We start from the raw sequence: 23,809 nt of genomic DNA on the forward strand, positions 1-23,809 counted from the left end.
GTCAGGCCTGAGCGGCGCGCAGGCGCTCGATCGCCATCAGCACACATTCCGGTGTCGCCGGCGCGTCAAGGCGCGGACAGATTGTGTGGTCGGCAACACTTGCCACCGCATCCGACAGGGCATGAAGCACTGACATTGCCAGCATGAGGGGCGGCTCGCCGACAGCCTTGGACCGATGCACGGTTGGCTCGTTGTTTTCCGGCCAGCTTGCCAGCCTAACGTGAAATTCCTTGGGCCTGTCGGATGCAAGTGGGATCTTGTAGGTTGAGGGTGCATGCGTGCGCAGCCGGCCCTTTTCATCCCAGACGAGCTCTTCCGTTGTGAGCCAGCCCATGCCCTGGATGAAGCCACCTTCGACCTGACCGAGATCGATGGCAGGGTTCAGGGAACGTCCAGCGTCATGCAAAATGTCGCTGCGCTCGACCACATACTCGCCGGTCAACGTATCAACCGAAACTTCCGAAACCGACGCGCCATAGGCAAAATAGTAGAATGGATGACCCTCGCCCTTGTCGCGGTTCCAATGGATCTTTGGCGTCTTATAGAAGCCGGCCGCCGAGAGCTGTATGCGCGCCATATAGGCCTGGCGAACGAGATCTGCAAACGCCACTTCCTGATTGCCGATCCGCACCCGGTTGGGCAGGAAAATGACCTGTTCCTTCGGGATACCGTGGGTCTCGGCAGCAAAATCGCAGAGCCGGTCCTTGATGATGCGCGCAGCATTCTGAGCGGCCATACCATTGAGGTCGGTGCCGGATGAGGCTGCGGTCGCCGACGTATTAGGTACCTTGCCGGTGGTGGTGGCTGTGATCTTCACCTGATCAATATCGATCTGGAATTCTTCGGCCACCACTTGCGCAACCTTCACGTTGAGCCCTTGGCCCATCTCGGTGCCGCCATGGTTCAGATGCACCGAACCGTCAGTGTAGACATGCACCAGCGCGCCGGCCTGATTGAAATGCGTCGCGGTGAACGAGATACCGAACTTCACCGGCGTCAGCGCCAGCCCACGCTTGATGAAGTGGCTGTTGGCGTTGAAAGCCTGGATGGTACGGCGGCGGCGCGCATAATCGGAGCTTTCCTCAAGCTCCTCCACCAGCCGCGCGATGATGTTGTCTTCCACCGTCTGATGGTAGGGCGTCACGTTGCGGTCAGTGGTGCCGTAAAAATTCAATTTGCGGATTTCGAGCGGATCTTTGGCCGTCGCAAATGCCACCTCGTCGATGATGCGCTCGGCACCCACCATGCCCTGCGGCCCGCCGAATCCGCGAAACGCGGTGTTAGACACCGTGTTGGTGTAAAGCGGCGCAGAACGGGCGTGCACTGCCGGGTAAAAATAGGAGTTGTCGCAGTGGAACAGCGCTCGGTCGGTGACCGGCCCCGACAGGTCGGATGAAAAGCCGCAGCGCGCCGCATAAGTGAGATCAACGCCGAGAATCTTGCCCTCGTCGTCAAACCCGACCGAATAGTCGATCAGGAAGTCGTGCCGCTTGCCGGTGGCGATCATGTCGTCGTCGCGGTCGGGCCGGATTTTAACCGCGCGCCCGAGCCGCTTGGCAGCGACGGCGGCAATAGCCGCAAACTGGTTGGACTGCGTTTCCTTGCCACCGAAACCGCCGCCCATGCGGCGGATCTCGACCGTCACGGCATGGCTTGGCACGCCCAAAACATGGGCCACCATATGCTGCACCTCGCTTGGATGCTGCGTCGACGAATAGACGGTAACGTCGCGATCCTCGCCTGGAATGGCCATGGCGATATGGCCTTCGAGGTAGAAATGATCCTGCCCGCCAACGCGCATTTTGCCCGATAGCTGGCGCGGCGCCTGGGCGATGGCGTCCGCCGCATCGCCGCGCTTCAGAACCAGCGGCGGCGTTACACACTTGTCATTGACCGGATCGAGCCCGCCAATGTCGAACACGGCCGGCAGTTCTTCATAAGAGATCTTCGCCAGGCGGCAGGCGCGGCGCGCCTGTTCGCGCGTCTTTGCAATCACCGCAAAGACCGGCTGGCCGAAAAATTGGACCCTCTCGGTCGCCAGAACAGGCTCGTCATGGCGACCGGTTGGCGAAATATCGTTTTCGCCCGGCATGTCATGGCCGGTCAAAACATCGATGACACCGGGCGCGGACTTGACCGCCGACAGATCGATGTCGGTGATGTTGCCATGCGCTACCGTCGAGAGCCCGAGACAGCCATGCAGCGTGCCGGTTGGCTCGGGCATATCGTCGATATAAATCGCCTCGCCGGTGACGTGTTTGTGGGCTGAATCATGGCGCTGATTGGTGGCGACGCTACCCTGGATCGCCTCCGCCTTAAGGTTGGGAGTATGGCTGGTCATGCGAGCGCCTTTCGCGACACCTGAAGCGGTTCGCTGCCGCCTTGCGTCTCGGCGTAGAAGCGCCGCAACAGATTTTTGGCGACCAGCATCCTGTACTCGGCAGAGGCACGCATGTCGGAGAGCGGCGTGAAATCGTCCGCATAATTGGCAAGCGCTGCGTCCACGGCATCGCCGTTCCAGGCTTTTCCGGTGAGGGCTGCTTCCACCGCCCGCGCCCGCTTGGGCGTCGCAGCCATGCCGCCATAGGCGATGCGAACTGTCTCGACCATCCCGTCTGAACCAAGCTTCAGGAAGAACGCGCCGAGTGCGGCGGTGATATCCTCATCGCGGCGCTTTGTGACCTTGTGGACAGCAAAATACGTCCCTTCGACCGGCACCGGCACGGTCAGCGTCTCCACGAATTCGCCGGGCTTCCGGTCCTGCTTTCCGTAGGCGATGAAATACTCCTCCAGCAGGACAGTGCGCCGGCTTTCACCCTTGCGCAATGTCAGCGTGGCGCCGAGCGCAATCAACGCCGGCGGCATGTCACCAATGGGCGAACCATTGGCGATGTTGCCGCCGATCGTACCCATATTGCGCACCTGTTCACCACCAATACGGTCGATCAGCGCGCCCATCGCCGGAATACGCGCCGAAAGACGGGCAAAGGCTTCCGAATACGTGACGCCTGCGCCGATGGTAAGCGACGTCTCATCCTCCGAGATCTTCTTCAGCTCATTCAGCCCGCCTATGAACACCACCGGCGAAATATCGCGCATATGCTTTGTGACCCACAGCCCCACATCGGTGGAACCCGCGACGATGGTGGCCTTCGGCTCGGCTTCCAGAATTGATGCAAAATCGTCGACACTGGTCGGCACCTTCAACTTCCCCGAACCGGTCGCGATCTCAACACGCAGGCCGTCCTGAAACGCGACAAGCTGGCTGGTCACCGCCGAGCGCTCTCCCGCAAGGACGTCCTCGCCCGGCGCGCCGTACCGCGAGACCGCCTGTGCAGCACGCACGATCGATTCATAACCAGTGCAGCGACACAAATTTCCCTGCAGCGCCTTTTCGATGGCGCTGTTGCCTGGCTGCGGATCGCGCATCCACAGCGCGTAAAGCGACATCACAAATCCCGGCGTGCAAAAACCGCATTGCGACCCATGAAAATCCACCATCGCCTGCTGCACCGGATGCAACGCGCCATCCCGGCCCTGCAAATGCTCGATAGTGACGACATGACAGCCATCGAGAGATCCCATGAAACGGATGCAGGCATTGACCGTCTCATAGACCAGTTCACCGGCAAAGAGCCGTCCCACCAAAACTGTACAGGCCCCGCAATCGCCCTCCGCGCAGCCTTCCTTGGTGCCGCGCAACGCGCGCTCCAGCCGCAGATAATCCAGCAATGTCGCGTCAGGGGCGACTTCGGAAAGCGACACCGGAACGCCGTTGAGCAAAAAGCGCAATTCGGTGCGAATGGGGGCGTGTCTGGTCAATCGATCAACTTCCGCGATAGGTCGAATAGCTGTAGGGCGAGATCAACAAAGGCACGTGGTAGTGCTTTGCTTCGGCCATGCCGAAGCGGATCGGCACCACGTCGAGAAACGGCGGATCGGCAAGCGCAATGCCCTGCCCACGCAGATAGTCACCGGATTGGAAAACCAGCTCATAGGTGCCAATGGCGAAAGCGTCACCCTCCAGAAGCGGCGCATCGCAGCGCCCGTCATCATTGGTGGAGACCGTCTTGAGATGCGCGCGCTGTTCCCCTTCGAGCCGGTAAAGCGCAATCGAAAGGCCTGCAGCAGGCCTGCCGGTTGCTGTATCCAGTACGTGGGTGGTGAGCTTTCCGCCCGTCATTGACATTCCATCTCCCAGAATTACGCATCCGATTGTGCGCCAAATAAATGCCATGCATAAGTCCTGGCGAAGCCGGAGGCGACAAAAAGACTTTCAAAATTTTTCGTGGGAATGTCCTGCCACCACCTTCGATAGTTTGTCAGGGAAAAGTGGAAGCCGGGTTTCCCGAAAAAACAAGCGAACCAAAAGTGTAAAAATGGCTTCCGGCACTGCGCCGGGCAAGGGAAGTTTGATGCGATACCAACGCGACATGCGCGGCTACGGCGCCAATCCACCCGATCCGCAATGGCCAGGCGGCGCCCATGTCTGTGTTCAGTTCGTCGTCAACTATGAAGAAGGTGGCGAAAACTGCGTCCTGCACGGCGATGCGGCATCCGAAGCTTTCCTGTCCGAGATTGTGGGCGCAGCGCCCTGGGCGGGCAAACGCCATTGGAACATGGAATCGATCTACGAATACGGCGCGCGCGCCGGCTTCTGGCGGCTGCACCGGTTGTTTACCGCAGCCGAAGTGCCGGTCACCGTCTATGGCGTCGCGACTGCGCTTGCGCGTTCACCCGATCAGGTCAGTGCCATGCAAGATGCCGGCTGGGAGATCGCATCGCACGGTCTGAAATGGGTCGACTACCGCGACACGGCGATGGAAGACGAGCGCGCTGATATCGCCGCCACTATTCGACTGCACAGGGAAGTGACCGGCGAGCGCCCGACAGGCTGGTACACCGGCCGCAGTTCCGAAAACACGGTGCGCCTCATCGCTGAGGAGAGCGGCTTTGCCTACGTGTCCGACACCTACGATGACGACCTGCCCTATTGGCTCGACCATGACGGTCACGGCAACCCGATCGCGCCGCAACTGGTCATCCCCTACACACTCGACGCCAATGACATGCGCTTTGCTACCCCCCAGGGCTTCAATTCAGGTGACCAGTTTTTTGCCTATCTGAAAGACGCTTTTGATACCCTCTATGCCGAAGGAAAAACCGGGCGACCCGGCATGATGAACATCGGTCTCCACTGCCGGCTGGTTGGACGACCGGGCCGCGTGGCAGCGCTAAAACGCTTTGTCGACTATGTCAAAAGCCACGACAAGGTCTGGCTGGCACGCCGTATCGACATTGCCAACCACTGGCGCGAGCACCATCCCTACAAGCCTGCAGCGCTGCGCCCCTCGCGCATGGACCGCGCGGCTTTTGTCGATGCTTTTGGCGGAATTTTCGAACACTCACCCTGGATCGCGGACCGCGCTTTCGATCTAGAGCTCGGCCCCGCTCATGACAGCGCTGGCGGCGTGCACAATGCGCTTTGCCGCGCCTTCCGTGCAGCGACAGATGGCGAACGACGCGATGTGCTGAACGCCCACCCGGACCTTGCCGGCAAGCTCGCCCAGGCGAGACGGCTGACCGAGAATTCGTTCCACGAGCAGTCTTCCGCCGGCCTTAATGCGCTGACCGACACTGAAAAGCTGCGCTTCGAGACGCTGAACCGCGCCTATGTCGAGCGCTTCGGGTTTCCCTTCATCATCGCCGTGCGCGACCACGAAAAGGCCGGCATTCTCGCGGCCTTCGAGACCCGCCTCGCCAATGATGAAACGACCGAGTTCGAAACTGCCTGCCGACAGGTCGAGCGCATCGCGCTGTTGCGCCTGCGTCCTCTTTTACCCCTCTAGTGATGAGCCAACACATGACCGGCCGTTCCTATTATTTTCCTGAAGGTGGACTTCCCCCGCAAACCGACCTGTTGACCGGGCGGGCAGTGTTCACCGAAGCCTATGCCGTCATTCCCAAGGGTGTGATGAGCGATATTGTTACCAGCAATCTGCCGCATTGGGAAAAGACGCGGCTGTGGGTGCTGTCGCGCCCGCTGTCAGGCTTTGCCGAGACCTTTTCCCAGTATTTGATGGAAGTGCAGCCGGGCGGCGGCAGCGACACGCCGGAACCAGACGCGGAAGCTGAGACCGCGCTGTTCGTCGTCTCCGGCGAAATCATGGTAACGCTGGAGGGCGCCACCCACATCCTGCACCCGGGCGGCTTTGCCTTCCTGCCGCCGGCGGCACAATGGACCCTTCGGGCCAATAGTGCTGCGCCGGCGCGCTTCCACTGGTTTCGCAAGTACTATGACAAGGTCGACGGCATCGAGACACCGCGTGCCTTCTTCGCCAATGAGAACGACATTGCGCCGACGCCGATGCCCGACACCAACGGCGTCTGGGCCACCACCCGCTTCGTCGACCCCGAGGACCTGTCGCACGACATGCATGTGACCGTGGTGACCTTCGAGCCCGGCGGCGTGATCCCCTTTGCCGAGACCCATGTGATGGAGCACGGGCTCTATGTGCTGGAAGGCAAGGCAGTCTACCGGCTGAACCAGGATTGGGTCGAGGTGGAGGCCGGCGACTATATGTGGCTGCGCGCCTTCTGCCCGCAGGCCTGCTATGCCGGCGGGCCGGGCAAATTCCGCTATCTGCTCTATAAAGACGTCAACCGGCACATGAAGCTTGGAAGGCCGCTCCGATGAGCCGCATTCTGATTGCGCGCACACTCACCCGCGAAAACTTTGCCGAATTCGGCGATGTGCTCGACACCGATGGCCCTGACCCCTTTCCAATTAATGGCGGAAAAACCGAGCGGTATCATGCGCTGGCACAAGCAGAAGCGCAGGGGCCAAATGGGCGGACCATTCTTAGCATTTTTCGCGGCCAGCCCTATACGCTGCCGCTGACGCTCAGCCTGGTCGAGCGCCACCCTTTCGGCAGCCAGGCCTTCATGCCGTTGTCGTCCGATCCGTTCCTCGTGGTGGTGTGCCATGAGGGCGATGACGGACCTGCCGAGCCTCAGGCCTTCATCACGCAACCCGGCCAAGGCGTAAACTTGCCACGCAATCTGTGGCATGGGGTATTAACCCCGCTGGGCAAGGCACAGGATTTCCTCGTCGTGGACCGAGCCGGCGATGGCGTCAATCTCGAAGAATTCCACTTCTCGGAGCCCTTTGAAATTCGGTTGGAGCAAAAGCCGTGATCGATGTTTCTTTGATCGACCGACTGTTCGATGTGATCGAGGAGGACATCATCCCCCTGACGGCCAGAGGTGTCGCGGAGGGCAACAAACTCTTTGGCGCTGCGCTGTTGCGCAAGGACGACCGCTCGCTGGTGATTGCCGAGACCAACAACGAGACTGAAAACCCTCTCTGGCATGGCGAAATGCACTGCCTGAAATGCTTTTACGAAATGCCGAAGGGCGATCGTCCCGAGACAAAAGACTGCATCTTCCTGTCGACCCACGAGCCCTGTTCGCTTTGCCTCTCGGCCATAACTTGGGCCGGATTCGACAATTTCTACTATCTTTTCAGCCACGAGGATTCGCGCGACAGCTTCGCTATCCCGCACGATCTGAAGATTTTGAAAGAGGTCTTCACGCTCGAGCCCGGCGGCTACAACGCTGAAAACGCGTACTGGCAAAGCTTTGGCCTACGCCGGCTGGTCAAGGCGCTTCCCGAGCCCGACCGCAGCCGGCTTGAGGCCCGCACCGATGCCATTGCGTCCCACTATAACGCGTTGTCCGAGACCTATCAGCAATCCAAAGACGAAAACGATATTCCGCTCAACTGAAAGCGTTGAACGGGGCGCAATATTCTGTCCACCCCAGAAAAATTTCCCGTAACGGGTTGAAATTGCACGTCGGTCCGTGCCCTGATGTCATTTCAGGAGTTCTGCATGAAGACCGTTACCGATTTTCCCCGCGCTATCGAGGAGCGCCCGGACGTTGCCATTATCATGCCGGATGGCTGTCGGCTGTCGGCGCGGATGTGGCTGCCCAAGGACGCCGAAAAGCACCCTGTGCCGGCCATTCTGGAACATCTGCCCTACCGCAAGCGTGACGGCACGAACGCACGCGATGCATTGACCCATCCCTATTTCGCCGGCCACGGCTATGCCGCGATCCGCGTCGACATGCGTGGCAATGGCGATTCGGAAGGGGTGATGGAGGACGAATATTCCGAGCAGGAATTGCAGGATGCCGCCGATGTTATTGCCTGGGCAGCAAGCCAGCCCTGGTGTTCCGGCAGGGTCGGCATGATGGGAATATCGTGGGGCGGCTTCAATGCGCTGCAGGTGGCGGCGCGCCAGCCCGAGGCGCTGAAGGCAATCATCACGCTCTGCTCGACCGACGACCGCTACGCCGACGATATCCATTACAAAGGCGGCATGCTGCTCAATGAGAATATGGGCTGGGGCGCGACGATGCTCTCCTATTCATCCCGTCCCCCCGATCCCGCGCTGGTCGGCGACAGCAAATGGCGTGAGATGTGGTACTCGCGGCTCGAGCACGAGCCGTTCCTGCCCGCCCAATGGCTGAAGCATCAGCGCCGCGATGTCTACTGGAAGCGCGGCTCGGTCTGCGAAGATTTCTCGGAAATAAAGGCTGCGACACTCGCCATCGGCGGTTGGGGCGACGCCTACAAGAACGCAGTCTCGCGCATTGTTACCGGCGTTGAGGCGCCGGCCAAGGGCATCATCGGGCCCTGGGTTCACAAATATCCGCATTTTGCCGTCCCACAGCCAGCGATAGGCTTCCTGCAGGAGGCGCTGCGTTGGTGGGACCGCTGGCTGAAGGATATCGAAACCGGTGTCGAGAACGACCCGGAAATGCGCGTTTATGTCATGGATTCGGTCGCGCCTAAGGAATGGTACAACGAGCGTCCGGGCCGCTGGATAGCCACCGAGGCCTGGACAAACACCGCGCCACAGTCTGTGAGTTTCCATCTGGCGGATAGTGGCGCGCTGACAACCGAACCGGCCACGCTCGCGCCTCAGCGAATCGCTTCGCCGCAGGACTGCGGAATTGCAGGCGGCGAATATTGCGCCATCTGGCTCGGCCCGGAACTGCCGGGTGACCAGCGCATCGACGACGAAAAATCATTGTGCTTCGACAGCGACCCTCTGGAAGAGCCGTGCGACATCGTCGGCACGCCGATAATGCGTCTGAAACTTTCCGCGGACCGCGCCCGCGCCATGGTGGCAGTGCGCTTGTGCGAGGTGCAGCCAAACGGCGCGTCCACCCGCATAAGCTATGGCGTGCTTAATTTGTGCCATCGCAACAGCCATGAATTTCCCGAAGATGTCCTGCCGGGACGGGTGATGGAAGTCACCGTCAAGCTCGACGACATCGCCTACCGTGCCGTGGCCGGAAACCGGCTTCGCATCGCCATTTCGTCCAGCTACTGGCCGATGGTGTGGCCCTCGCCGCAGCCGGTCGCGCTGACCGTGTGTGAGGGAAGCCTGGTGCTTCCGCTGGCGGCCGACGACGCCAGCCGCCCGATCCATTTCCCTGACCCCGAAGGTGCCACCCCTTGGCAGACCGAAACACTGCGTGAAGGCAGCAATACGCGCAAGGTTGGTCACAACAGCGTCACCGGCCGGGTGTTACTGGAAATTGTCGACGATTTCGGCGAAATCCGCGATTGTGACCACGGTCTGGTCAATGGCAGCATTGCCCGAGAAAGCTGGAGTATCGATCCCTCCAACCCACTGTCAGCAGAGGGCGAAACGCACTGGTCGCAAACGCTGTCGCGGTCAGAATGGTCGGTGAGAACGGAAACTTTTACAAAAATGCGCTCAAACGCCGAAACTTTCCATTTGACCGGCCGTATTCTTGCTTATGAAGGAGAAAAACTCGTCTTTGAACGCAACTTCGAAGAATCTGTCGCCAGGGACTTTCTTTGAGGCTCTGGCCATTGGTCCAAATGCGACATACCATTTACGCCACGTAATGTCGCAATCGGCCTTGTCGCAAGGTAAGGCTTGCGTCCACTATTCCAGCAACAAAAACAGCCTGAATACAGGCGAACCCAACAGAGTGAGGAACCACACATATGTCGCAAGAACTTGAATTTCTGAGCCGTCACGTTGCTGTTGGCAAACTCAGCCGGCGCGATTTTCTAGGCCGCGCCGCCGCACTCGGCGTCAGTGCCGCCTTTGCCAACACGTTGCTGGGCTCGGCCGCACTGGCCCAAGGTCCTGTCAAGGGCGGCATCCTCAAGGCCGGCATGCAAGGCGGTGAAGCCACCAACAATCTCGACCCGGCAACGTTCCTCAGCCAAGTGCCATTTTCGTTCGGCAAATGCTGGGGCGAATATCTGCTGGCGCTGAAGCCGGATGGCACGATCGAGAACCGCATCGCCGAAGAGGTCAACGCCTCCGCCGACGCCAAGGAATGGACATTCAAGATCCGCGACGGCGTGGAATTCCATAATGGCAAGACTGTCAGCGCGGAAGATGTTCTGGCAACGCTTGAGCGCCACTCCAACGAGGAATCAAAGTCAGGTGCCTTGGGCATCATGAAAGGCATTGAATCCATGAAGGTCGACGGCAAGAACGTTGTCGTGACCCTCACTCAGCCCAATGCCGATCTGCCCTACCTGATGACTGACTACCATTTGATCGTCCAGCCCAATGGCGGCAAGGATGATCCGACTGCCGGCATCAGCGCTGGCCCCTACAAGGTCACAGTCAACGAGCCGGGCGTGCGCGCCGGCGGAGAGCGCTTCGCCAATTATTGGATGGGTGACAAAGTCGGCCATGCCGACCAGATCGAGATCATCGTCATCAACGACGCCACGGCACGCACGTCCGCGCTGCAGGGCGGTCAAGTCCACATGATCAATCGCGTCGAGCCGAAGATCGTGGACCTCGTCAAGCGCGTTCCGGGCGTTACTATCCGCAACGTGTCCGGCCCAGGCCACTATGTGTTCATTGCTCATTGCAACACCGCGCCTTTTGATAATCTGGACCTGCGTCTCGCGCTGAAATACGCCATGAACCGCGAAGAGATGCTCGACAAGATCCTGCGTGGCTATGGTTCTGTCGGCAATGACTTCCCGATCAACGCTGCCTATCCGCTCTATTCCAACGATATCGAGCAGCGCGCCTATGATCCCGACAAGGCCGCCTTCCACTTCAAGAAGTCTGGCCATGACGGCGCTATCCTGCTGCGCACCTCTGATGTTGCCTTCCCTGGTGCTGTCGATGCAGCACAGCTTTACCAGCAGAGCTGTGCGAAAGCCGGCATCACGGTGGAAATCAAGCGCGAGCCAGGCGACGGCTACTGGTCTGAAGTGTGGAACAAGCAGCCCTTCTCCACGTCCTACTGGGGCGGGCGCCCGACCCAGGACCAGATGTATTCCACTGCCTATCTTTCCACCGCAGACTGGAATGACACCCGCTTCCTGCGTCCGGACTTCGACAAGCTGATCATCGCTGCGCGCGGTGAGCTGGACGACACCAAACGCAAGGCCATGTATCGCGATGCAGCCGTCATGGTTCGTGACGAAGGCGGAGTGATCCTGCCGATGTTTAACGACTTCATTGATGCCTCGTCAGACAAGATTGGTGGCTGGGAATCGCATCCATCAGGCGAGATGATGGACGGCTACGCGCTGGCGAAATGTTGGTTGGCGGCCTGATCGAGGCTGCCAATGACATCGCCGATTCTCAAACTGATAGCCCAGCGCGTTGCGCTGGGCTTGTTGCTCCTCCTGGCCGTCTCGGTCCTCATCTTCGCCGGCACTCAAATTCTCCCCGGCGACGTTGCGCAATCCATCCTCGGACAATCCGCAACCCCTCAGGCGCTTGCCAATCTGCGCGCTGAACTGGGCCTCAACGACCCGGCCTATATCCGCTATTTCAACTGGCTCGGCGGCATCATGACCGGCGATCTGGGCACCGCGCTCTCGAGCGGACAGGATATCGCCAGCTCGATCAGCGGACGCCTGTGGAATACACTTTTTCTGGCGTTCTGGGCTGCTGCCGTTTCCGTGCCGCTTGCCATCGGACTGGGTCTGTTGGCCGTACGCTACCGAAATGGCTGGGTCGATCGGTTGATTTCCGGGCTGGCGTTGGCCTCCACCTCGTTTCCCGAATTCTTCATCGGCTACCTGCTGGTTTATTTCTTCGCGGTGAAATGGCAGATCTTCCCCGGCATTTCGACCGTCTATGACGGCATGCCGTTCCTCGATCGCATGCAGGCTATAGCTTTGCCGGCTGCCGTACTCACCTTGGTGGTGCTTGCCCACATGATGCGCATGACCCGCGCCGCCATCCTCAACGTTATGCAATCGGCCTATATCGAAACTGCCGAGATGAAGGGGCTTTCGGCCATCGATGTCATCCGCAGACATGCCTTGCCGAACGCCATCGCGCCGATCATCAACGTCGTGATGCTCAACCTCGCCTTCCTGATTGTCGGTGTCGTCGTGGTCGAGGTGATTTTCGTCTATCCGGGCATGGGACAATATCTGGTCGACCATGTCGCCAAGCGCGACGTGCCGGTGGTGCAGGCTGTCGGTCTGATCTTCGCCGCAGTCTACATCTTTCTCAACATCATTGCGGACATCGGCGCCATTCTCGCCAATCCGCGCCTCCGGCATCCGAAATAGGGGGCGTGACAATGCTTGACCTGAAACGCATTCCTTTGCCGGCACTGATCGGCCTGATTTTGACAGGGCTGTTCCTCTTCGCAGCCATCTTTGCTCCGTTGATTGCACCCTTCAGCAACAGCCAGATAGTGGGTGATGTCTGGGGCCCGATGTCGGATGAGCATTTGCTTGGCACTGACAACCTTGGTCGCGATCTTCTCTCGCGCATGATTTACGGCGCCCGCACCACCATCTTCATCGCCGTGCTGGCCACCGCACTTTCCTTTTCGCTTGGGGCGATCCTGGGTTTTGCTGCAGCGGTAGTAGGAGGCTGGTTCGACACGCTGATGTCGCGCTTTGTCGATCTGTTGATGGCGATACCAACCCTCATCTTCGGCCTCGTCGTGCTTTCGGTGCTGCCCTCCACATTGATCACATTGATCATGGTGATGGGCATTCTGGATTCCACCCGCGTCTACCGCCTGTCGCGCGCGGTCGCAGTTGATATCAACGTCATGGATTTCGTCGAGGCAGCAAAACTGCGCGGCGAAGGCATGGTATGGATCATCTTTCGCGAAATCCTGCCTAATGCGCTGTCGCCGCTAATTTCTGAACTCGGCCTGCGCTTCATCTATGCGGTTCTGTTCCTGTCGGCGCTCTCCTTCCTCGGCCTCGGCGTGCAACCGCCTGACGCCGACTGGGGCGGCATGGTCAAGGAAAACAAGGACGGCATAGTCTTCGGCATACCTGCCGCCCTGATTCCGGCAGCGGCGATTGCAGCCCTCGCGATCTCCGTTAATCTGGTCGCCGATTGGGTGCTGAACCGAACCAGCGATCTCAAGGGAGGACGCGGCAATGGCTAGAAAACCTTTTCCGCGCAGCGAGAACCTCGACAAGCCACTGCTGGATATCCGCAATCTTCGCATTGAGGCGACGGTGTATCCACCAGGCGAGAAGCCACGCTCCATCACCATTGTAGATGATGTCTCGCTGACCCTTCATCGTGGCAAGGTACTCGGTCTGATCGGCGAGTCCGGCGCGGGCAAATCGACCATCGGCCTGTCCTCCATGGCCTATGGTCGGGGCGGCGTACGCATCACTGGCGGAGAGGTCATTTTAAATGACCGCGATATCCTTAAGACCGGCACCGGCGGATTGCGCAAGCTGCGCGGCCGTGAGGTCTGCTACGTGGCGCAATCCGCAGCTGCCGCCTTCAACCCGGCGCACAAGCTGATGGATCAGGTGGTAGAAGCCACCATTGAGCACGGCACCGCCAAACGCGCCGAGGCCGAGAAGCGCGCGGTGGGCCTGTTCAGGAAACTCGGGCTTCCCGATCCCGAAACCATCGGTGAACGCTACCCGCACCAGGTTTCCGGAGGCCAGTTGCAACGCGTGATGACAGCCATGGCGTTGTGCTCCGAGCCGGATCTGATTGTCTTCGACGAGCCCACGACTGCGCTAGACGTAACCACGCAGATCGACGTTCTTTCAGCCATCAAGGACGCCATTCGCGACACCGGCGTTGGCGCCCTTTACATCACCCACGACCTCGCTGTCGTGGCACAGGTGGCAGACGAAATCATGGTGCTCCGCAACGGCAAGCTGGTGGAATGGGGCGACACCGAGCAGATCATCCAGGAGCCGCGTCAGGCTTATACCAACGCCCTCGTTTCGGTGCACCACATCACCCATGACGAGAAAAAGCAGCAAGGTGCCAAGCCTATCCTATCGGTGAAAAACGTCACCGCTGCTTACGGCGACGGCTTGGTAAAAGTGCTGAAAAATGTCTCGGTCGACCTTTATGCCGGCCAGACGCTCGCCGTCGTTGGGGAATCCGGCTCGGGAAAATCGACGCTCGCACGCGCCATCACCGGGCTTTTGCCGCCTGAGCAGGGCACCATCGCCTTTCAGGGAAGGCCGCTACCCGGACGTCTTTCGGCGCGCAGCAAGGACGAATTGCGCGAACTGCAGATGATTTACCAGATGGCAGACGTGGCAATGAACCCGCGCCAAACTGTCGGCACCATCATCGGCAGGCCGCTGGAATTCTACTTCGGCATGCGTGGCAGCGAACGCGATGCCCGCGTGGCCGAGTTGCTCGACAAGATCGAAATGGGCACGGGCTTTTCCGACCGCTATCCGGCTGAACTCTCTGGCGGCCAGAAACAGCGTGTGTGCATTGCCCGCGCTCTCGCCGCCAAGCCTAGCCTGATCATCTGCGACGAGGTCACATCGGCACTGGATCCACTGGTGGCGAACGGGATCTTGAAACTTTTGCTCGAGTTGCAGGCGGAGGAAGACGTCGCCTATCTGTTCATCACCCACGATCTGGCGACAGTGAAGTCTATCGCTGATTCCATCGCTGTCATGTATCGCGGCGAGGTGGTGCGCTACGGAGCCAAGAGCGAGGTCCTGACCCCGCCCTTCGACGCCTATACCGAGCTACTCCTGTCATCGGTTCCGGAAATGGAAATCGGCTGGCTGGAAAAGGCGATCGGCACCCGCCGCATGGAAAGTGCAGGAAACTAGTCGCATGACACTCAATGCAAAGCTCCTTGTCATTGTGCTTGACGGCCTGCCCTGGCGCAATTGGGGCAAGTTCATGGGCAATCTGGAAGGCTGGGTGCAATCCGGCGAAGCGCAGAAGTGGAAAATGCGCTCGGTGCTGCCCTCGACATCGGGATGTTGCTACGCCTCGATCCATACAGGGGTGCCGCCGCAGGTGCATGGCATTCTCTCCAACGATGTGCGCTTTCGGGTATCCCAGCCGGATGTATTTTCTGAGGTGACGAAGGCCAGCGGAGTGACCGGCGCTGTTACGCATTCCTACTGGTCGGAATTCTTCAACCGCGCGCCCTTCGATTTCATCCGCGATATCGAATATGACGAGCCGGGTGGCCCGATAACCCACGGCCGTTTCCACACCATGACGGGCTATAATTTGATCAACCAGACGACGCCGAGCGACGCCGATCTGTTTGCCACACTGACCATGCTGACGGAGCGCTTCGCGCTCGACTATGGCATCCTGCATACCTGCACGCTTGATTCCATGGGACACCGCTTCGGCCATGACTGCGGTGAGATGGATCACGCGCTGTTCGTCATGGACGCCCAGCTTGCCGCCTTCCTGCCACGCTGGCGCGAAGCCGGCTATGAAGTCATCGTCACTGCCGATCACGGCCAGACCGATCGCGGCCATCATGGCGGCCATGACGACGAAATGCAGGACTTTGCCCTCTATTATTTCGGCTCTGCCAAAGGCCCGCGCGCCGACACTCTGCTGGACCAGTTACAGTTGGCACCGACTATCCTGAAACGGTTGGGTTTGGACGCGCCGGCGACGATGAAGGCGAAACCGTTTCTGGGTTGAAGACTAGAGAACCCAGTTCCCACGCCCGAGCGCTGATACTGCATCAACGATCCGGCTAAAGCTGGTAGCTGCGCGACCGACGCTGTGGCGGCCGCGCAGATAGCCGTGAACTAGCCCAGGTTCTTCGAACCACCACGCTTTGCCCCCCGCCGAATGGATGCGCGATGCATAGGCTTCGCCATCAGAAGACAACGGATCGCACTCGGCAGTGATGATGACGGTCGGCGGCAGGTTCGAAAAATCAGCATCAGCAAGCGGCGCACTGGTGATATCGCCGGTCACCTCACGCCCGCCGCTGCGGATAGTCCTGTACATGTCGATGTCCTTCGCGGTGAGCATCGGCGCGTGTGCGTGCGTCAGATAGGAACCACCCGTCTGGTCGCCGCCCAGGCCCGGATAGATAAGCATCTGCCCGGCCGGGCGTCGCTGATGCCGACGCGTGGCATGGCTCACGGCCGCTGCAAGATTGCCACCGGCTGAATCCCCGCACAGAACAACTGGCAGCGGCGAGCGCGAACACGCCCACTCGAACGCCGCCAGCGCATCGTCGAATGCAGCTGGATGCACATGCTCCGGCGCCAGCCGATAGTCGACAGAGGTGACGTCGAAGCCGGTACGCTGGCAAAGCTCCGCGCAGATATCGTCATGGCTGTCGAGCCCCCCGAGGACAAAGCCGCCGCCATGAAAGTAGACGACCTGCGCCTGTGCCGTGCCGCTCTGCGACCGGTAGAGCCGCACCGGAATAACATGATCTGTCTGCGGCACAATGCTGTCTTCCACCACCACACCATCCGGATAGCCGGCAAAGAAAGCCCGGCACATGCGGTCATAGATGACGCGGTTCTCAACGATGCTCAGCTCCGATGCATCGGGTGGATAAAAACCGTTGGTTTTGTCGATGAAGGCCCAGGTCTCGGCGTCGATGAGCTTCGTATAATCGGCCAAACTCATTTGCCCTTCCACACAGGCTCGCGCTTTTCAGAAAAGGCGCGGAACCCTTCCATATTGTCTTCCGAACCATAAAGTTCGTCGACGGTGCGGAGTTTGCGTTTGGTGATCCAGTTCATCGCGTCCTGGAATTCCATCGCCTCGGCGCGTCGCGCCACCTCCTTTATAGCAGCGAAGACCAACGGCGGTCCGCCAGCCAACAGCCGCGCAACCTCCCAGACGCGCGCTTCGAGCGCGTCTGCCGGCAAAACTTCGTTGACCAGACCCCAACGATGCGCTTCCGCCACGTCCATCCAGCGCCCGGTAAACAAAAGGTCCATGGCAACATGATAGGGAATGCGCTTGGGCAGCTTGATGGTTGCGGCGTCCGCCAGCGTGCCGGCCTTGATCTCCGGCAGTGCGAAACTGGAATGGTCGGAGGCAAAAATCAAATCGCAGGAGAGCGCCAGCTCGAAGCCGCCGCCCACCGCCATGCCGTTCACGCAGGCAATCACCGGTTTGTTGAGGTCGCGCAGTTCCTGCAGGCCGGCAAAACCGCCGACGCCATAATCGCCATCAACAGCATCGCCGCTTGCTGCAGCCTTGAGATCCCAGCCCGCCGAGAAGAACTTGTCGCCGGCAGTTTTGACAATGGCAACGCGCAAGTCCGGATCATCGCGAAACGCCTGAAAAGTCTCGCCAAGCAGACGCGAGGTCTTGAGGTCGATCGCGTTGGCCTTGGGCCGGTCGAGCGTGACCTCAAGAATAGCGCCTTCACGGCGGGTCTTGATCACATCGGTCATGGGTTTCCTCCAGTCACAAGAAGCGCATCGGCGATGAAGGCGCCCTCGCCCTCAGCACATACGATTAGCGGGTTGATGTCGAGTTCGGCGATGCTTCCGGGGTCAGCCAGCGCAAAGGCGCCGATGCTGTGGATGGCGTCAATGGCAGCAGCAAGGTCAGCCTTCGGGCGACCTCTGAAGCCGTCGAGCAGCGGAAACAGTTTCAACCCGCGCAGCGTTGCCTCGATGTCTGAGCGGTTAGCCGGCAGAAGAAGCGTTGTGCTGTCCTGCAACAGCTCGACCAGCACACCGCCGCTGCCCACCGTCATCACCGGCCCGAAAAGCGGATCATGAACAATGCCGACGATGAGTTCTGCAACGGGGTGCTGCACCATTGCCTCTACATAAAGTCCGTGACCGAGGACGGCGAGATCGGAAGCCGCATGTTGAACGGCATTGGCGTCCCTGAGGTTGAGCCGTACAGCGCCAAGCTCGGACTTGTGGGCGAGCCCAAGCGCCTTCACTGCCACGGGATAGCCGATGGCGCTTGCAGCGGCGACCGCCAGTTCCACGGTCTCAGCGCGCCTGCCAGTGGGGACCGGCAGGCCGAACGCGGCAAACATGGATTTGGCTTGTGCTTCATCGGGAGACTGTTGCGCTAAGACCGCCCTCGCGGTGCCACCAGCAACCGGCGGCGACACTTCCCTGCCCCACGCCCGCCCGATCATGGCAGCTGCTTCTACCGCATCCATGGCTTCCGCAATGCCAAGAATAGGCACGATTCCGCGCCGGAGCAGTTCTTCGGCATGCGCCTCTGGAATATTCTCGGCCATCGAGGTGACAATCGCCCCCTTCGCGTCATGCGCTTTCAGCGCCGCGTCGAAGGCGCTGACTGTCGGCCACCAGTCGGCGTCCGAACAGCGGTCGATTCGCGGGAAATCCAGAACCAGCAGGTTGAGGTCGAAACCACCGGATACCATCGCGCCGAAGGTCGCCGTCATCGCCGGCTGGTTGTTCCAGATATAGGTATTGTAGTCGAGCGGGTTGGCGACCGCGACCAGCGGCCCGAGTGCTTCACTGACCCGCATTTTATGAGCGTCCGTCAGCGCCGGGAAAAAGACACTTCGGCCCTCCGCGCTGTCAGCCATGACCGACGCCTCGCCACCCGAGCAGCTCATCGACGACAGCCGGGTGCCGGACAGCGGGCCGACCGCATGCAGCAATTTCAGCGTTTCCAGAAACGATGGAACGGTGTCTGCGCGCGCAATGCCCAGGCGCTTCAGGAAGGCCGAAGAAACAGCATCCGAGCCGGCCAGCGAAGCCGTATGCGAGACGGTCGCAGCCCGAGCCTGTTCGGAGCGGCCAACTTTCATGGCGACAATCGGTTTCTTCAACACGCGTGCTCGCGCCGCCAAAGCCTCAAAGCCCGACGCCGAATCAAAGCCCTCGATGTGAAGTCCCAGGCAGGAAACGCGCTCATCCTCAATCAGTCCGAGCGCCATTTCGGCAAGCCCGGTCTGTGCCTGGTTGCCCGCCGTCATCAGGAAAGCGACGGGTAGCCCTCGCGTCTGCATGGTCAGGTTACAGGCAATGTTGGAAGATTGGGTGATGATGGCCGCGCCGCGCGCACCTGGCGCCAGCCGCGCGCCTCCATGCTGGTCGGGCCACAACAACGCTCCGTCTGCGTAATTGATCAGCCCGTAGCAATTAGGGCCAATAACCGGCATCGCGCCGGCCGCCTCTATCAGCGCATCCTGCAGCCGCGCACCATCCGCATCATAGCTGCCAGTCTCGGCAAAGCCTGCCGCAAAGCACACCGCTCCACCGGCACCGCGTTCGCGCAACTGTCGCACGACATCGATCGTGAGATTGCGATTGACGCCGATAAACGTCGCATCCGGCGACCCCGGCAAGTCAGCCACCGACTTGTATGCCCTGACGCCTTCCACACTATCCTTTGTCGGGTGCACGACCCAGATGTCACCTGGAAAAGCCATTTTGAGCGTCTGCTTGACGACATTGGTTCCAAACCCGCCACCGCCGACTACGCAGATGGATTTTGGCCGAAGCAGGCGTTCCAGGCGGTTCATGCGGTGCTCTCAGCAGCGATAATGGGGTAGTCGACACGGTTCGAAATCAAATTCTCAATCTCGGCGGCATAGGCAACGGTTGCCTCAATGCCTTTCGGGCCGAGCCCGTAGACGCCAGTTCCGATACGCTCGAACCAGGCATAGTGATTGTCCGCCATCAGCCGGCGCGCATGGCCGATCCGGGTCGCCTTGGCGACGACGGACGCCTTGCTTGGCCCGTGCTCGGCCAGCATCCGCAGACACACCAGCGCTTCCTGGCGATACGCGGTGATGAGGTTGCGGCGCGTCGAGCCGCCGGTATTCGGATCACCAACCAGCCGGGCAAATTCGCGCAACAAACGTGTTCTGCGCGGCTTGGATTGCCGCGGCTTGTAGGGCGCGGGGTCGCAATGGACTTCCACAAATCCGTCCGACAGCCTCACGGTGATGAGGCCAAGACCAAGTCGCCGGCACAAGCTTTTGTTTCCGGCGAGCGCAGTCATCGATGCCCGTCCCGACCCACGCGGCACAGCGACATAGACGGTATCGCAAATCGCCTGGCGGTCGATGGCCTGATGCAAAAGAGAAAGCGAAAATCCCGTCTTCAGTTCAACGATCACCGGCTCGTCCCCGTCGCGAACTCCCACGACATCGACGGCGCCGACCTCGCCCTTGACCATATAGCCCTGCCCTTCAAGCAACCGCTTGATGGGCATATAGAGATCAATCTCGCGAATAGCGGCTTTGGTCATGCAGCCAGTCTATCCACCCACAGCCCGCAAAAGCGCTCGCGAAATGATGTGGCGCTGGATTTCGCTGGTGCCTTCCCAGATGCGTTCCACCCGCGCATCGCGCCAGATGCGCTCGAGCGGCAGATCGTCCATCAGCCCCATGCCACCATGAATCTGGATTGCCTCGTCGGCGATGAAAGCAAGCACCTCGGTCGCCTTCAGCTTGGCCATCGCCATGTCTTCATCGGTGACGCTGCCTTGGTCATATTTCCAACCGGCTTCCATCACCAGCAGATTGGCAGCCTTAAGTTCGGTTGCCATGTCGGCCAGCTTGAACGAAACGCCCTGGAATTTGCCGATCTGCTGGCCGAACTGTTGGCGCTCGGCAGCGTAGGAGATGGACAGATCAAGCGCCCGCTCGGCACGGCCGAGACAGGTGGCACCCACCTGCAGCCGCGTTGCACCAAGCCAGGAATTGGCAACCTCGAACCCCTTGTGGACCTCGCCCAGAACCTGGGAAGCCGGCAGCCGGCAATCGTCGAATTCAAGGATTGAGTTGGTGTAGCCGCGATGTGAGACATTGCGATAGCCATCGCGCACGGAAAAGCCCGGCGTACCCTTGTCGACGAAGAAGGCAGTGATTTTCTTGCGTTTGCCGCGCGGCGTCTCCTCCTCGCCCGATGCCATGAAGACGATGGCGAAATCGGCGATGTCGGCATGGCTGATGAAATGCTTGGTGCCGTTCAGGATGAAGTCGCTGCCATCCTGGACCGCACTTGCCTTCATCCCGCGCAAATCCGAACCCGCACCGGGTTCTGTCATTGCCAGGCAGTCGGATTTTTCACCGCGGATACACGGGAACAAATATTTCTCCCGCTGCTCCTGCGTGCCGGCCAAAAGAATGTTGGAGGGTCGCGCGACGCAGGTCCAGTGCAAAGCATAGTTGGCCCGGCCAAGTTCCTTTTCGTAAAGCAGCCAGGTCAGCGTATCGAGGCCGGCACCACCGACATCCTCGGGCATATTGGCCGCATAGAGCCCGGCTGCAATCGCCTTGGCTTTTATCTCGGCGACAAGTTCCGGCCGCAGATGTCCAGTGCGCTCTACTTCCGCCTCATGCGGATAGAGCTCTGCCTCGACAAAGGCGCGTGTGGTCTCGACGATGAGGTTCTGTTCCTCGGTGAGGCCGAAATTCATGACGCACTCCCCCAGTTAAAAGGGCGCGCACCCCCTTCTCCGCCTCGCGTCGCTCGGCCGAAGGGCCGGAGAGGAGACTTTCCGACCTTCACGCCCGCACCTTCTTCTTCTTCAAAGCCTTTGCCTTGGCCGCAGCCGGCGACACTTTGGCGCCAACACCGAGCCGCTTCACATAATCCTTGTGCAGCGCGCCGGCGCCCCAGCCCTTACCTTTGTTTTCCTTCGATAGCGCTTCCATGATGGCGACCAGATTGTTGTCGCGGATTTTTTCCAGTTCGCGGATTGACCATTGGCCGGACTGTTCATCCGATTGCGTCGCGATCAGGTCCACCAGCTCGTCGTTGAATTCCGGCACATCTGTGAGTTTTGTCCATGGCCATTGCAGGCAGGGTCCGAACTGCGCCATGAAATGCCGCATGCCGGCCTCGCCGCCGGCAACGCGATAGACCTGGAACATTCCCATCTGCGCCCAGCGCAGGCCGAAGCCATAGCGCATGATATCATCGAGTTCCTCGACCGTGCAGATGCCGTCCTTAATCAGCCACAGCGCCTCGCGCCACATGGCTTCGAGAAGGCGGTCACCGACAAAGGCCTCGATCTCCTTGCGGATCACCACCGGCTTCATTCCGATCTCGGTGTAGCATTCACGTGCAAGCTCAATCGCCTCGTCCCAGGTCTGCTCGCCGCCAACGATCTCGACAATTGGCAGCAGGTAGACCGGATTGTACGGATGGCCGACTACCAGGCGCTCTGGATGTTTTTTCATCGCCACCTGCATGTCGGTCGGCTTGATGCCGGAGGTCGACGAGCCGACTATGGCGCTGGATGGCGCATGTAGATCGATCTCGGCAAGCACCTTGTGCTTCAGCTCCAAACGCTCGGGCACGCTTTCCTGGATGAAGTCGGCCTCACGGACGGCCTCTTCAATCGTCGCGGCATAGGAAATCTTCCCTTCCTTCGGCAGGCCTGCAGTGGCCAGGCGCTTATAGGCGCGGCGTGCGCCCTTCATCACTTCATCGACCTTGCGCTTGGCCTCCGGGTCGGGATCGAACACCGAAACGTCGATACCGTTCAGCACCAGCCGCGCCACCCATCCGGCACCGATAACACCGCCGCCGATACAGGCTGCCTTGTGAATTGCCATTGTTTTCCCCTCCGGCGCTTCTGCGCGAAATGTTTATACCGCGAGCGGCGCCCGCTTCGTAAGATTGAGTTTTTTACGGACGTCTTCAGGTCCGATCACGCGCGCGCCCATGTTCTCGACGATGGTAACGGCACGCTCCACCAGTTGGGCGTTGGTGGCGAGCACGCCCTTATCGAGCCAAAGATTGTCTTCGAGGCCGACCCGCACATTGCCGCCGGCCAACACTGACGCGGCCACGTAAGCCATCTCGTTGCGCCCAAGCGCAAAAGCCGACCATGTCCAGTCCGCAGGCACATTGTTGACCATCGCCATAAAGGTGTTGAGATCGTCGGGTGCTCCCCATGGCACCCCCATGCATAGCTGCACCAAAGCGTCTGGCTTTAGCACGCCCTCGGAGACCAGCTGTTTGGCAAACCACAAATGCCCGGTGTCGAACGCCTCGATCTCCGGCTTCACGCCAAGCTCGGTCATCATGCCGCCCATGGCACGCAGCATACCGGGCGTGTTGGTCATCACATAGTCGGCTTCGGCAAAGTTCATGGTGCCGCAGTCAAGCGTGCAGATTTCCGGCAGACACTGGCGAATGTGCTCCATCCGGTTAGCCGCACTGCCCATATCCGTGCCTTTTTCGTTCAGCGGCAATGGCTTGTCCGGCGGTCCGAACACCATATCGCCGCCCATCCCGGCTGTGAGGTTAAGCACCACATCGACACCCGCATCACGGACGCGCTCGGTCACCTCGCGGTAAAGCGCCACGTCGCGTCGGGGCGCGCCGCTTTCGGCGTCGCGCACATGGCAGTGAACGATGGCAGCGCCAGCCTTGGCCGCATCTATGGCAGAATCGGCAATCTGCTTTGGCGAGCGTGGCACATGCGGGCTGCGGTCCTGGGTCCCGCCCGAACCTGTCACCGCACAGGTGATGAATACGTCGCGGTTCATGGCAAGTGGCATCGCATGTCCTCCAATAGCAATTCACCCAATGATGACCGGATGATTG

20 protein-coding genes are annotated in these 23,809 nt (G+C 60.1%); 10 read left to right on the plus strand and 10 right to left on the minus strand.

Going from position 1 to position 23,809, the window contains the following annotated elements; all coding sequences use genetic code 11:
• Nucleotide 1: 1 nt before the first annotated feature.
• From xdhB to uraH, 3 genes are read right to left on the minus strand one after another with little or no spacing between them, the layout of a single operon-like run.
• Nucleotides 2–2,341: a xanthine dehydrogenase molybdopterin binding subunit gene (xdhB, locus tag GA830_RS01370; protein WP_195163360.1), complete on the minus strand. Its 2,340-nt coding sequence runs from the start codon at nt 2,339–2,341 to the stop codon at nt 2–4.
• A complete protein-coding gene (gene xdhA, locus GA830_RS01375; RefSeq protein ID WP_195163361.1) occupies nt 2,338–3,822 on the minus strand; it encodes a xanthine dehydrogenase small subunit in 1,485 nt (494 codons plus the stop codon). The genes xdhB and xdhA overlap by 4 nt, the downstream gene beginning before the upstream one ends.
• Before the next feature lie 4 nt (nt 3,823–3,826).
• Complete coding sequence (gene uraH, locus GA830_RS01380) at nt 3,827–4,189, minus strand: hydroxyisourate hydrolase (protein ID WP_195163362.1); 363 nt, start codon at nt 4,187–4,189, stop codon at nt 3,827–3,829.
• 226 nt (nt 4,190–4,415) lie between these two features.
• Here uraH and puuE point away from each other — a divergent pair, with 226 nt between their 5' ends.
• The 10 genes from puuE (at nt 4,416) to GA830_RS01430 (ending at nt 15,965) form a co-directional block, all read left to right on the plus strand.
• A complete protein-coding gene (puuE, locus tag GA830_RS01385) occupies nt 4,416–5,849 on the plus strand; it encodes an allantoinase PuuE (protein WP_195163363.1) in 1,434 nt (477 codons plus the stop codon).
• 14 nt (nt 5,850–5,863) lie between these two features.
• On the plus strand, nt 5,864–6,697 hold the full coding sequence (locus GA830_RS01390) for a bifunctional allantoicase/(S)-ureidoglycine aminohydrolase (protein ID WP_195163364.1): 834 nt from the start codon (nt 5,864–5,866) through the stop codon (nt 6,695–6,697).
• The gene (locus GA830_RS01395) at nt 6,694–7,197 is read left to right on the plus strand and encodes an ureidoglycolate lyase (RefSeq protein WP_195163365.1); all 504 of its coding nucleotides are present in this window, start codon (nt 6,694–6,696) and stop codon (nt 7,195–7,197) included. The genes GA830_RS01390 and GA830_RS01395 overlap by 4 nt, the downstream gene beginning before the upstream one ends.
• On the plus strand, nt 7,194–7,787 hold the full coding sequence (locus tag GA830_RS01400; protein ID WP_195163366.1) for a nucleoside deaminase: 594 nt from the start codon (nt 7,194–7,196) through the stop codon (nt 7,785–7,787). The genes GA830_RS01395 and GA830_RS01400 overlap by 4 nt, the downstream gene beginning before the upstream one ends.
• A gap of 105 nt (nt 7,788–7,892) precedes the next feature.
• Nucleotides 7,893–9,902 (plus strand): CocE/NonD family hydrolase, encoded by a 2,010-nt coding sequence (locus GA830_RS01405; RefSeq protein WP_195163367.1) that lies wholly within the window; start codon nt 7,893–7,895, stop codon nt 9,900–9,902.
• Nucleotides 9,903–10,051: 149 nt separating this feature from the next.
• Nucleotides 10,052–11,641, plus strand: coding sequence for an ABC transporter substrate-binding protein (locus tag GA830_RS01410; RefSeq protein ID WP_195163368.1), 1,590 nt, complete (start codon nt 10,052–10,054; stop codon nt 11,639–11,641).
• Nucleotides 11,642–11,653: 12 nt separating this feature from the next.
• On the plus strand, nt 11,654–12,613 hold the full coding sequence (locus GA830_RS01415) for an ABC transporter permease (RefSeq protein ID WP_195163369.1): 960 nt from the start codon (nt 11,654–11,656) through the stop codon (nt 12,611–12,613).
• 11 nt (nt 12,614–12,624) lie between these two features.
• On the plus strand, nt 12,625–13,455 hold the full coding sequence (locus tag GA830_RS01420) for an ABC transporter permease (RefSeq protein WP_195163370.1): 831 nt from the start codon (nt 12,625–12,627) through the stop codon (nt 13,453–13,455).
• Nucleotides 13,448–15,121, plus strand: a complete 1,674-nt coding sequence (locus tag GA830_RS01425; RefSeq protein ID WP_195163371.1) for an ABC transporter ATP-binding protein — start codon at nt 13,448–13,450, stop codon at nt 15,119–15,121. Before GA830_RS01420 ends, GA830_RS01425 begins: the two co-directional genes overlap by 8 nt.
• Nucleotides 15,122–15,125: 4 nt before the next feature.
• A complete protein-coding gene (locus tag GA830_RS01430) occupies nt 15,126–15,965 on the plus strand; it encodes an alkaline phosphatase family protein (RefSeq protein WP_195163372.1) in 840 nt (279 codons plus the stop codon).
• Between the two features lie 3 nt (nt 15,966–15,968).
• Here the strand turns inward: GA830_RS01430 and GA830_RS01435 are convergent, their stop codons facing one another.
• The 7 genes from GA830_RS01435 to GA830_RS01465 all read right to left on the minus strand — a co-directional run bounded on the left by GA830_RS01435 (nt 15,969) and on the right by GA830_RS01465 (nt 23,763).
• Nucleotides 15,969–16,910, minus strand: coding sequence for an alpha/beta hydrolase (locus tag GA830_RS01435; RefSeq protein ID WP_195164706.1), 942 nt, complete (start codon nt 16,908–16,910; stop codon nt 15,969–15,971).
• A 2-nt stretch (nt 16,911–16,912) separates the two neighbouring features.
• Nucleotides 16,913–17,695 carry a carnitinyl-CoA dehydratase gene (locus tag GA830_RS01440; protein ID WP_195163373.1) on the minus strand — a complete coding sequence of 261 codons (783 nt, stop codon included), beginning with the start codon at nt 17,693–17,695 and terminating at the stop codon, nt 16,913–16,915.
• On the minus strand, nt 17,692–19,764 hold the full coding sequence (locus GA830_RS01445; RefSeq protein WP_195163374.1) for an acetate--CoA ligase family protein: 2,073 nt from the start codon (nt 19,762–19,764) through the stop codon (nt 17,692–17,694). The genes GA830_RS01440 and GA830_RS01445 overlap by 4 nt, the downstream gene beginning before the upstream one ends.
• On the minus strand, nt 19,761–20,495 hold the full coding sequence (locus GA830_RS01450) for a DUF2161 domain-containing phosphodiesterase (protein WP_195163375.1): 735 nt from the start codon (nt 20,493–20,495) through the stop codon (nt 19,761–19,763). Before GA830_RS01450 ends, GA830_RS01445 begins: the two co-directional genes overlap by 4 nt.
• Nucleotides 20,496–20,504: 9 nt before the next feature.
• Complete coding sequence (locus tag GA830_RS01455) at nt 20,505–21,668, minus strand: acyl-CoA dehydrogenase family protein (RefSeq protein ID WP_195163376.1); 1,164 nt, start codon at nt 21,666–21,668, stop codon at nt 20,505–20,507.
• An 88-nt stretch (nt 21,669–21,756) separates the two neighbouring features.
• Nucleotides 21,757–22,812 (minus strand): 3-hydroxyacyl-CoA dehydrogenase NAD-binding domain-containing protein, encoded by a 1,056-nt coding sequence (locus GA830_RS01460; RefSeq protein WP_195163377.1) that lies wholly within the window; start codon nt 22,810–22,812, stop codon nt 21,757–21,759.
• A 33-nt stretch (nt 22,813–22,845) separates the two neighbouring features.
• Entirely contained in the window at nt 22,846–23,763 is a 918-nt protein-coding gene (locus tag GA830_RS01465) for a 3-keto-5-aminohexanoate cleavage protein (RefSeq protein ID WP_195163378.1), read from the minus strand.
• Nucleotides 23,764–23,809: the final 46 nt, after the last annotated feature.

This window comes from Mesorhizobium sp. NBSH29 (assembly GCF_015500055.1).
In the GTDB taxonomy this organism is placed as follows: Bacteria; Pseudomonadota; Alphaproteobacteria; order Rhizobiales; family Rhizobiaceae; genus Neomesorhizobium.

What these genes read in the sequence shown, in the direction of transcription:
- uraH (WP_195163362.1), bottom strand. Translation starts at nt 4,189, where the DNA reads ATGTCAATGACGGGCGGAAAGCTCACCACCCACGTACTGGATACAGCA.
- GA830_RS01455 (WP_195163376.1), bottom strand. Translation starts at nt 21,668, where the DNA reads ATGAATTTCGGCCTCACCGAGGAACAGAACCTCATCGTCGAGACCACA.
- GA830_RS01440 (WP_195163373.1), bottom strand. Translation starts at nt 17,695, where the DNA reads ATGACCGATGTGATCAAGACCCGCCGTGAAGGCGCTATTCTTGAGGTC.
- GA830_RS01395 (WP_195163365.1), top strand. Translation starts at nt 6,694, where the DNA reads ATGAGCCGCATTCTGATTGCGCGCACACTCACCCGCGAAAACTTTGCC.
- GA830_RS01450 (WP_195163375.1), bottom strand. Translation starts at nt 20,495, where the DNA reads ATGACCAAAGCCGCTATTCGCGAGATTGATCTCTATATGCCCATCAAG.
- xdhB (WP_195163360.1), bottom strand. Translation starts at nt 2,341, where the DNA reads ATGACCAGCCATACTCCCAACCTTAAGGCGGAGGCGATCCAGGGTAGC.
- GA830_RS01415 (WP_195163369.1), top strand. Translation starts at nt 11,654, where the DNA reads ATGACATCGCCGATTCTCAAACTGATAGCCCAGCGCGTTGCGCTGGGC.
- GA830_RS01425 (WP_195163371.1), top strand. Translation starts at nt 13,448, where the DNA reads ATGGCTAGAAAACCTTTTCCGCGCAGCGAGAACCTCGACAAGCCACTG.
- GA830_RS01460 (WP_195163377.1), bottom strand. Translation starts at nt 22,812, where the DNA reads ATGGCAATTCACAAGGCAGCCTGTATCGGCGGCGGTGTTATCGGTGCC.
- GA830_RS01465 (WP_195163378.1), bottom strand. Translation starts at nt 23,763, where the DNA reads ATGCCACTTGCCATGAACCGCGACGTATTCATCACCTGTGCGGTGACA.
- GA830_RS01405 (WP_195163367.1), top strand. Translation starts at nt 7,893, where the DNA reads ATGAAGACCGTTACCGATTTTCCCCGCGCTATCGAGGAGCGCCCGGAC.
- GA830_RS01445 (WP_195163374.1), bottom strand. Translation starts at nt 19,764, where the DNA reads ATGAACCGCCTGGAACGCCTGCTTCGGCCAAAATCCATCTGCGTAGTC.
- GA830_RS01430 (WP_195163372.1), top strand. Translation starts at nt 15,126, where the DNA reads ATGACACTCAATGCAAAGCTCCTTGTCATTGTGCTTGACGGCCTGCCC.
- GA830_RS01390 (WP_195163364.1), top strand. Translation starts at nt 5,864, where the DNA reads ATGACCGGCCGTTCCTATTATTTTCCTGAAGGTGGACTTCCCCCGCAA.
- puuE (WP_195163363.1), top strand. Translation starts at nt 4,416, where the DNA reads ATGCGATACCAACGCGACATGCGCGGCTACGGCGCCAATCCACCCGAT.
- GA830_RS01410 (WP_195163368.1), top strand. Translation starts at nt 10,052, where the DNA reads ATGTCGCAAGAACTTGAATTTCTGAGCCGTCACGTTGCTGTTGGCAAA.
- GA830_RS01420 (WP_195163370.1), top strand. Translation starts at nt 12,625, where the DNA reads ATGCTTGACCTGAAACGCATTCCTTTGCCGGCACTGATCGGCCTGATT.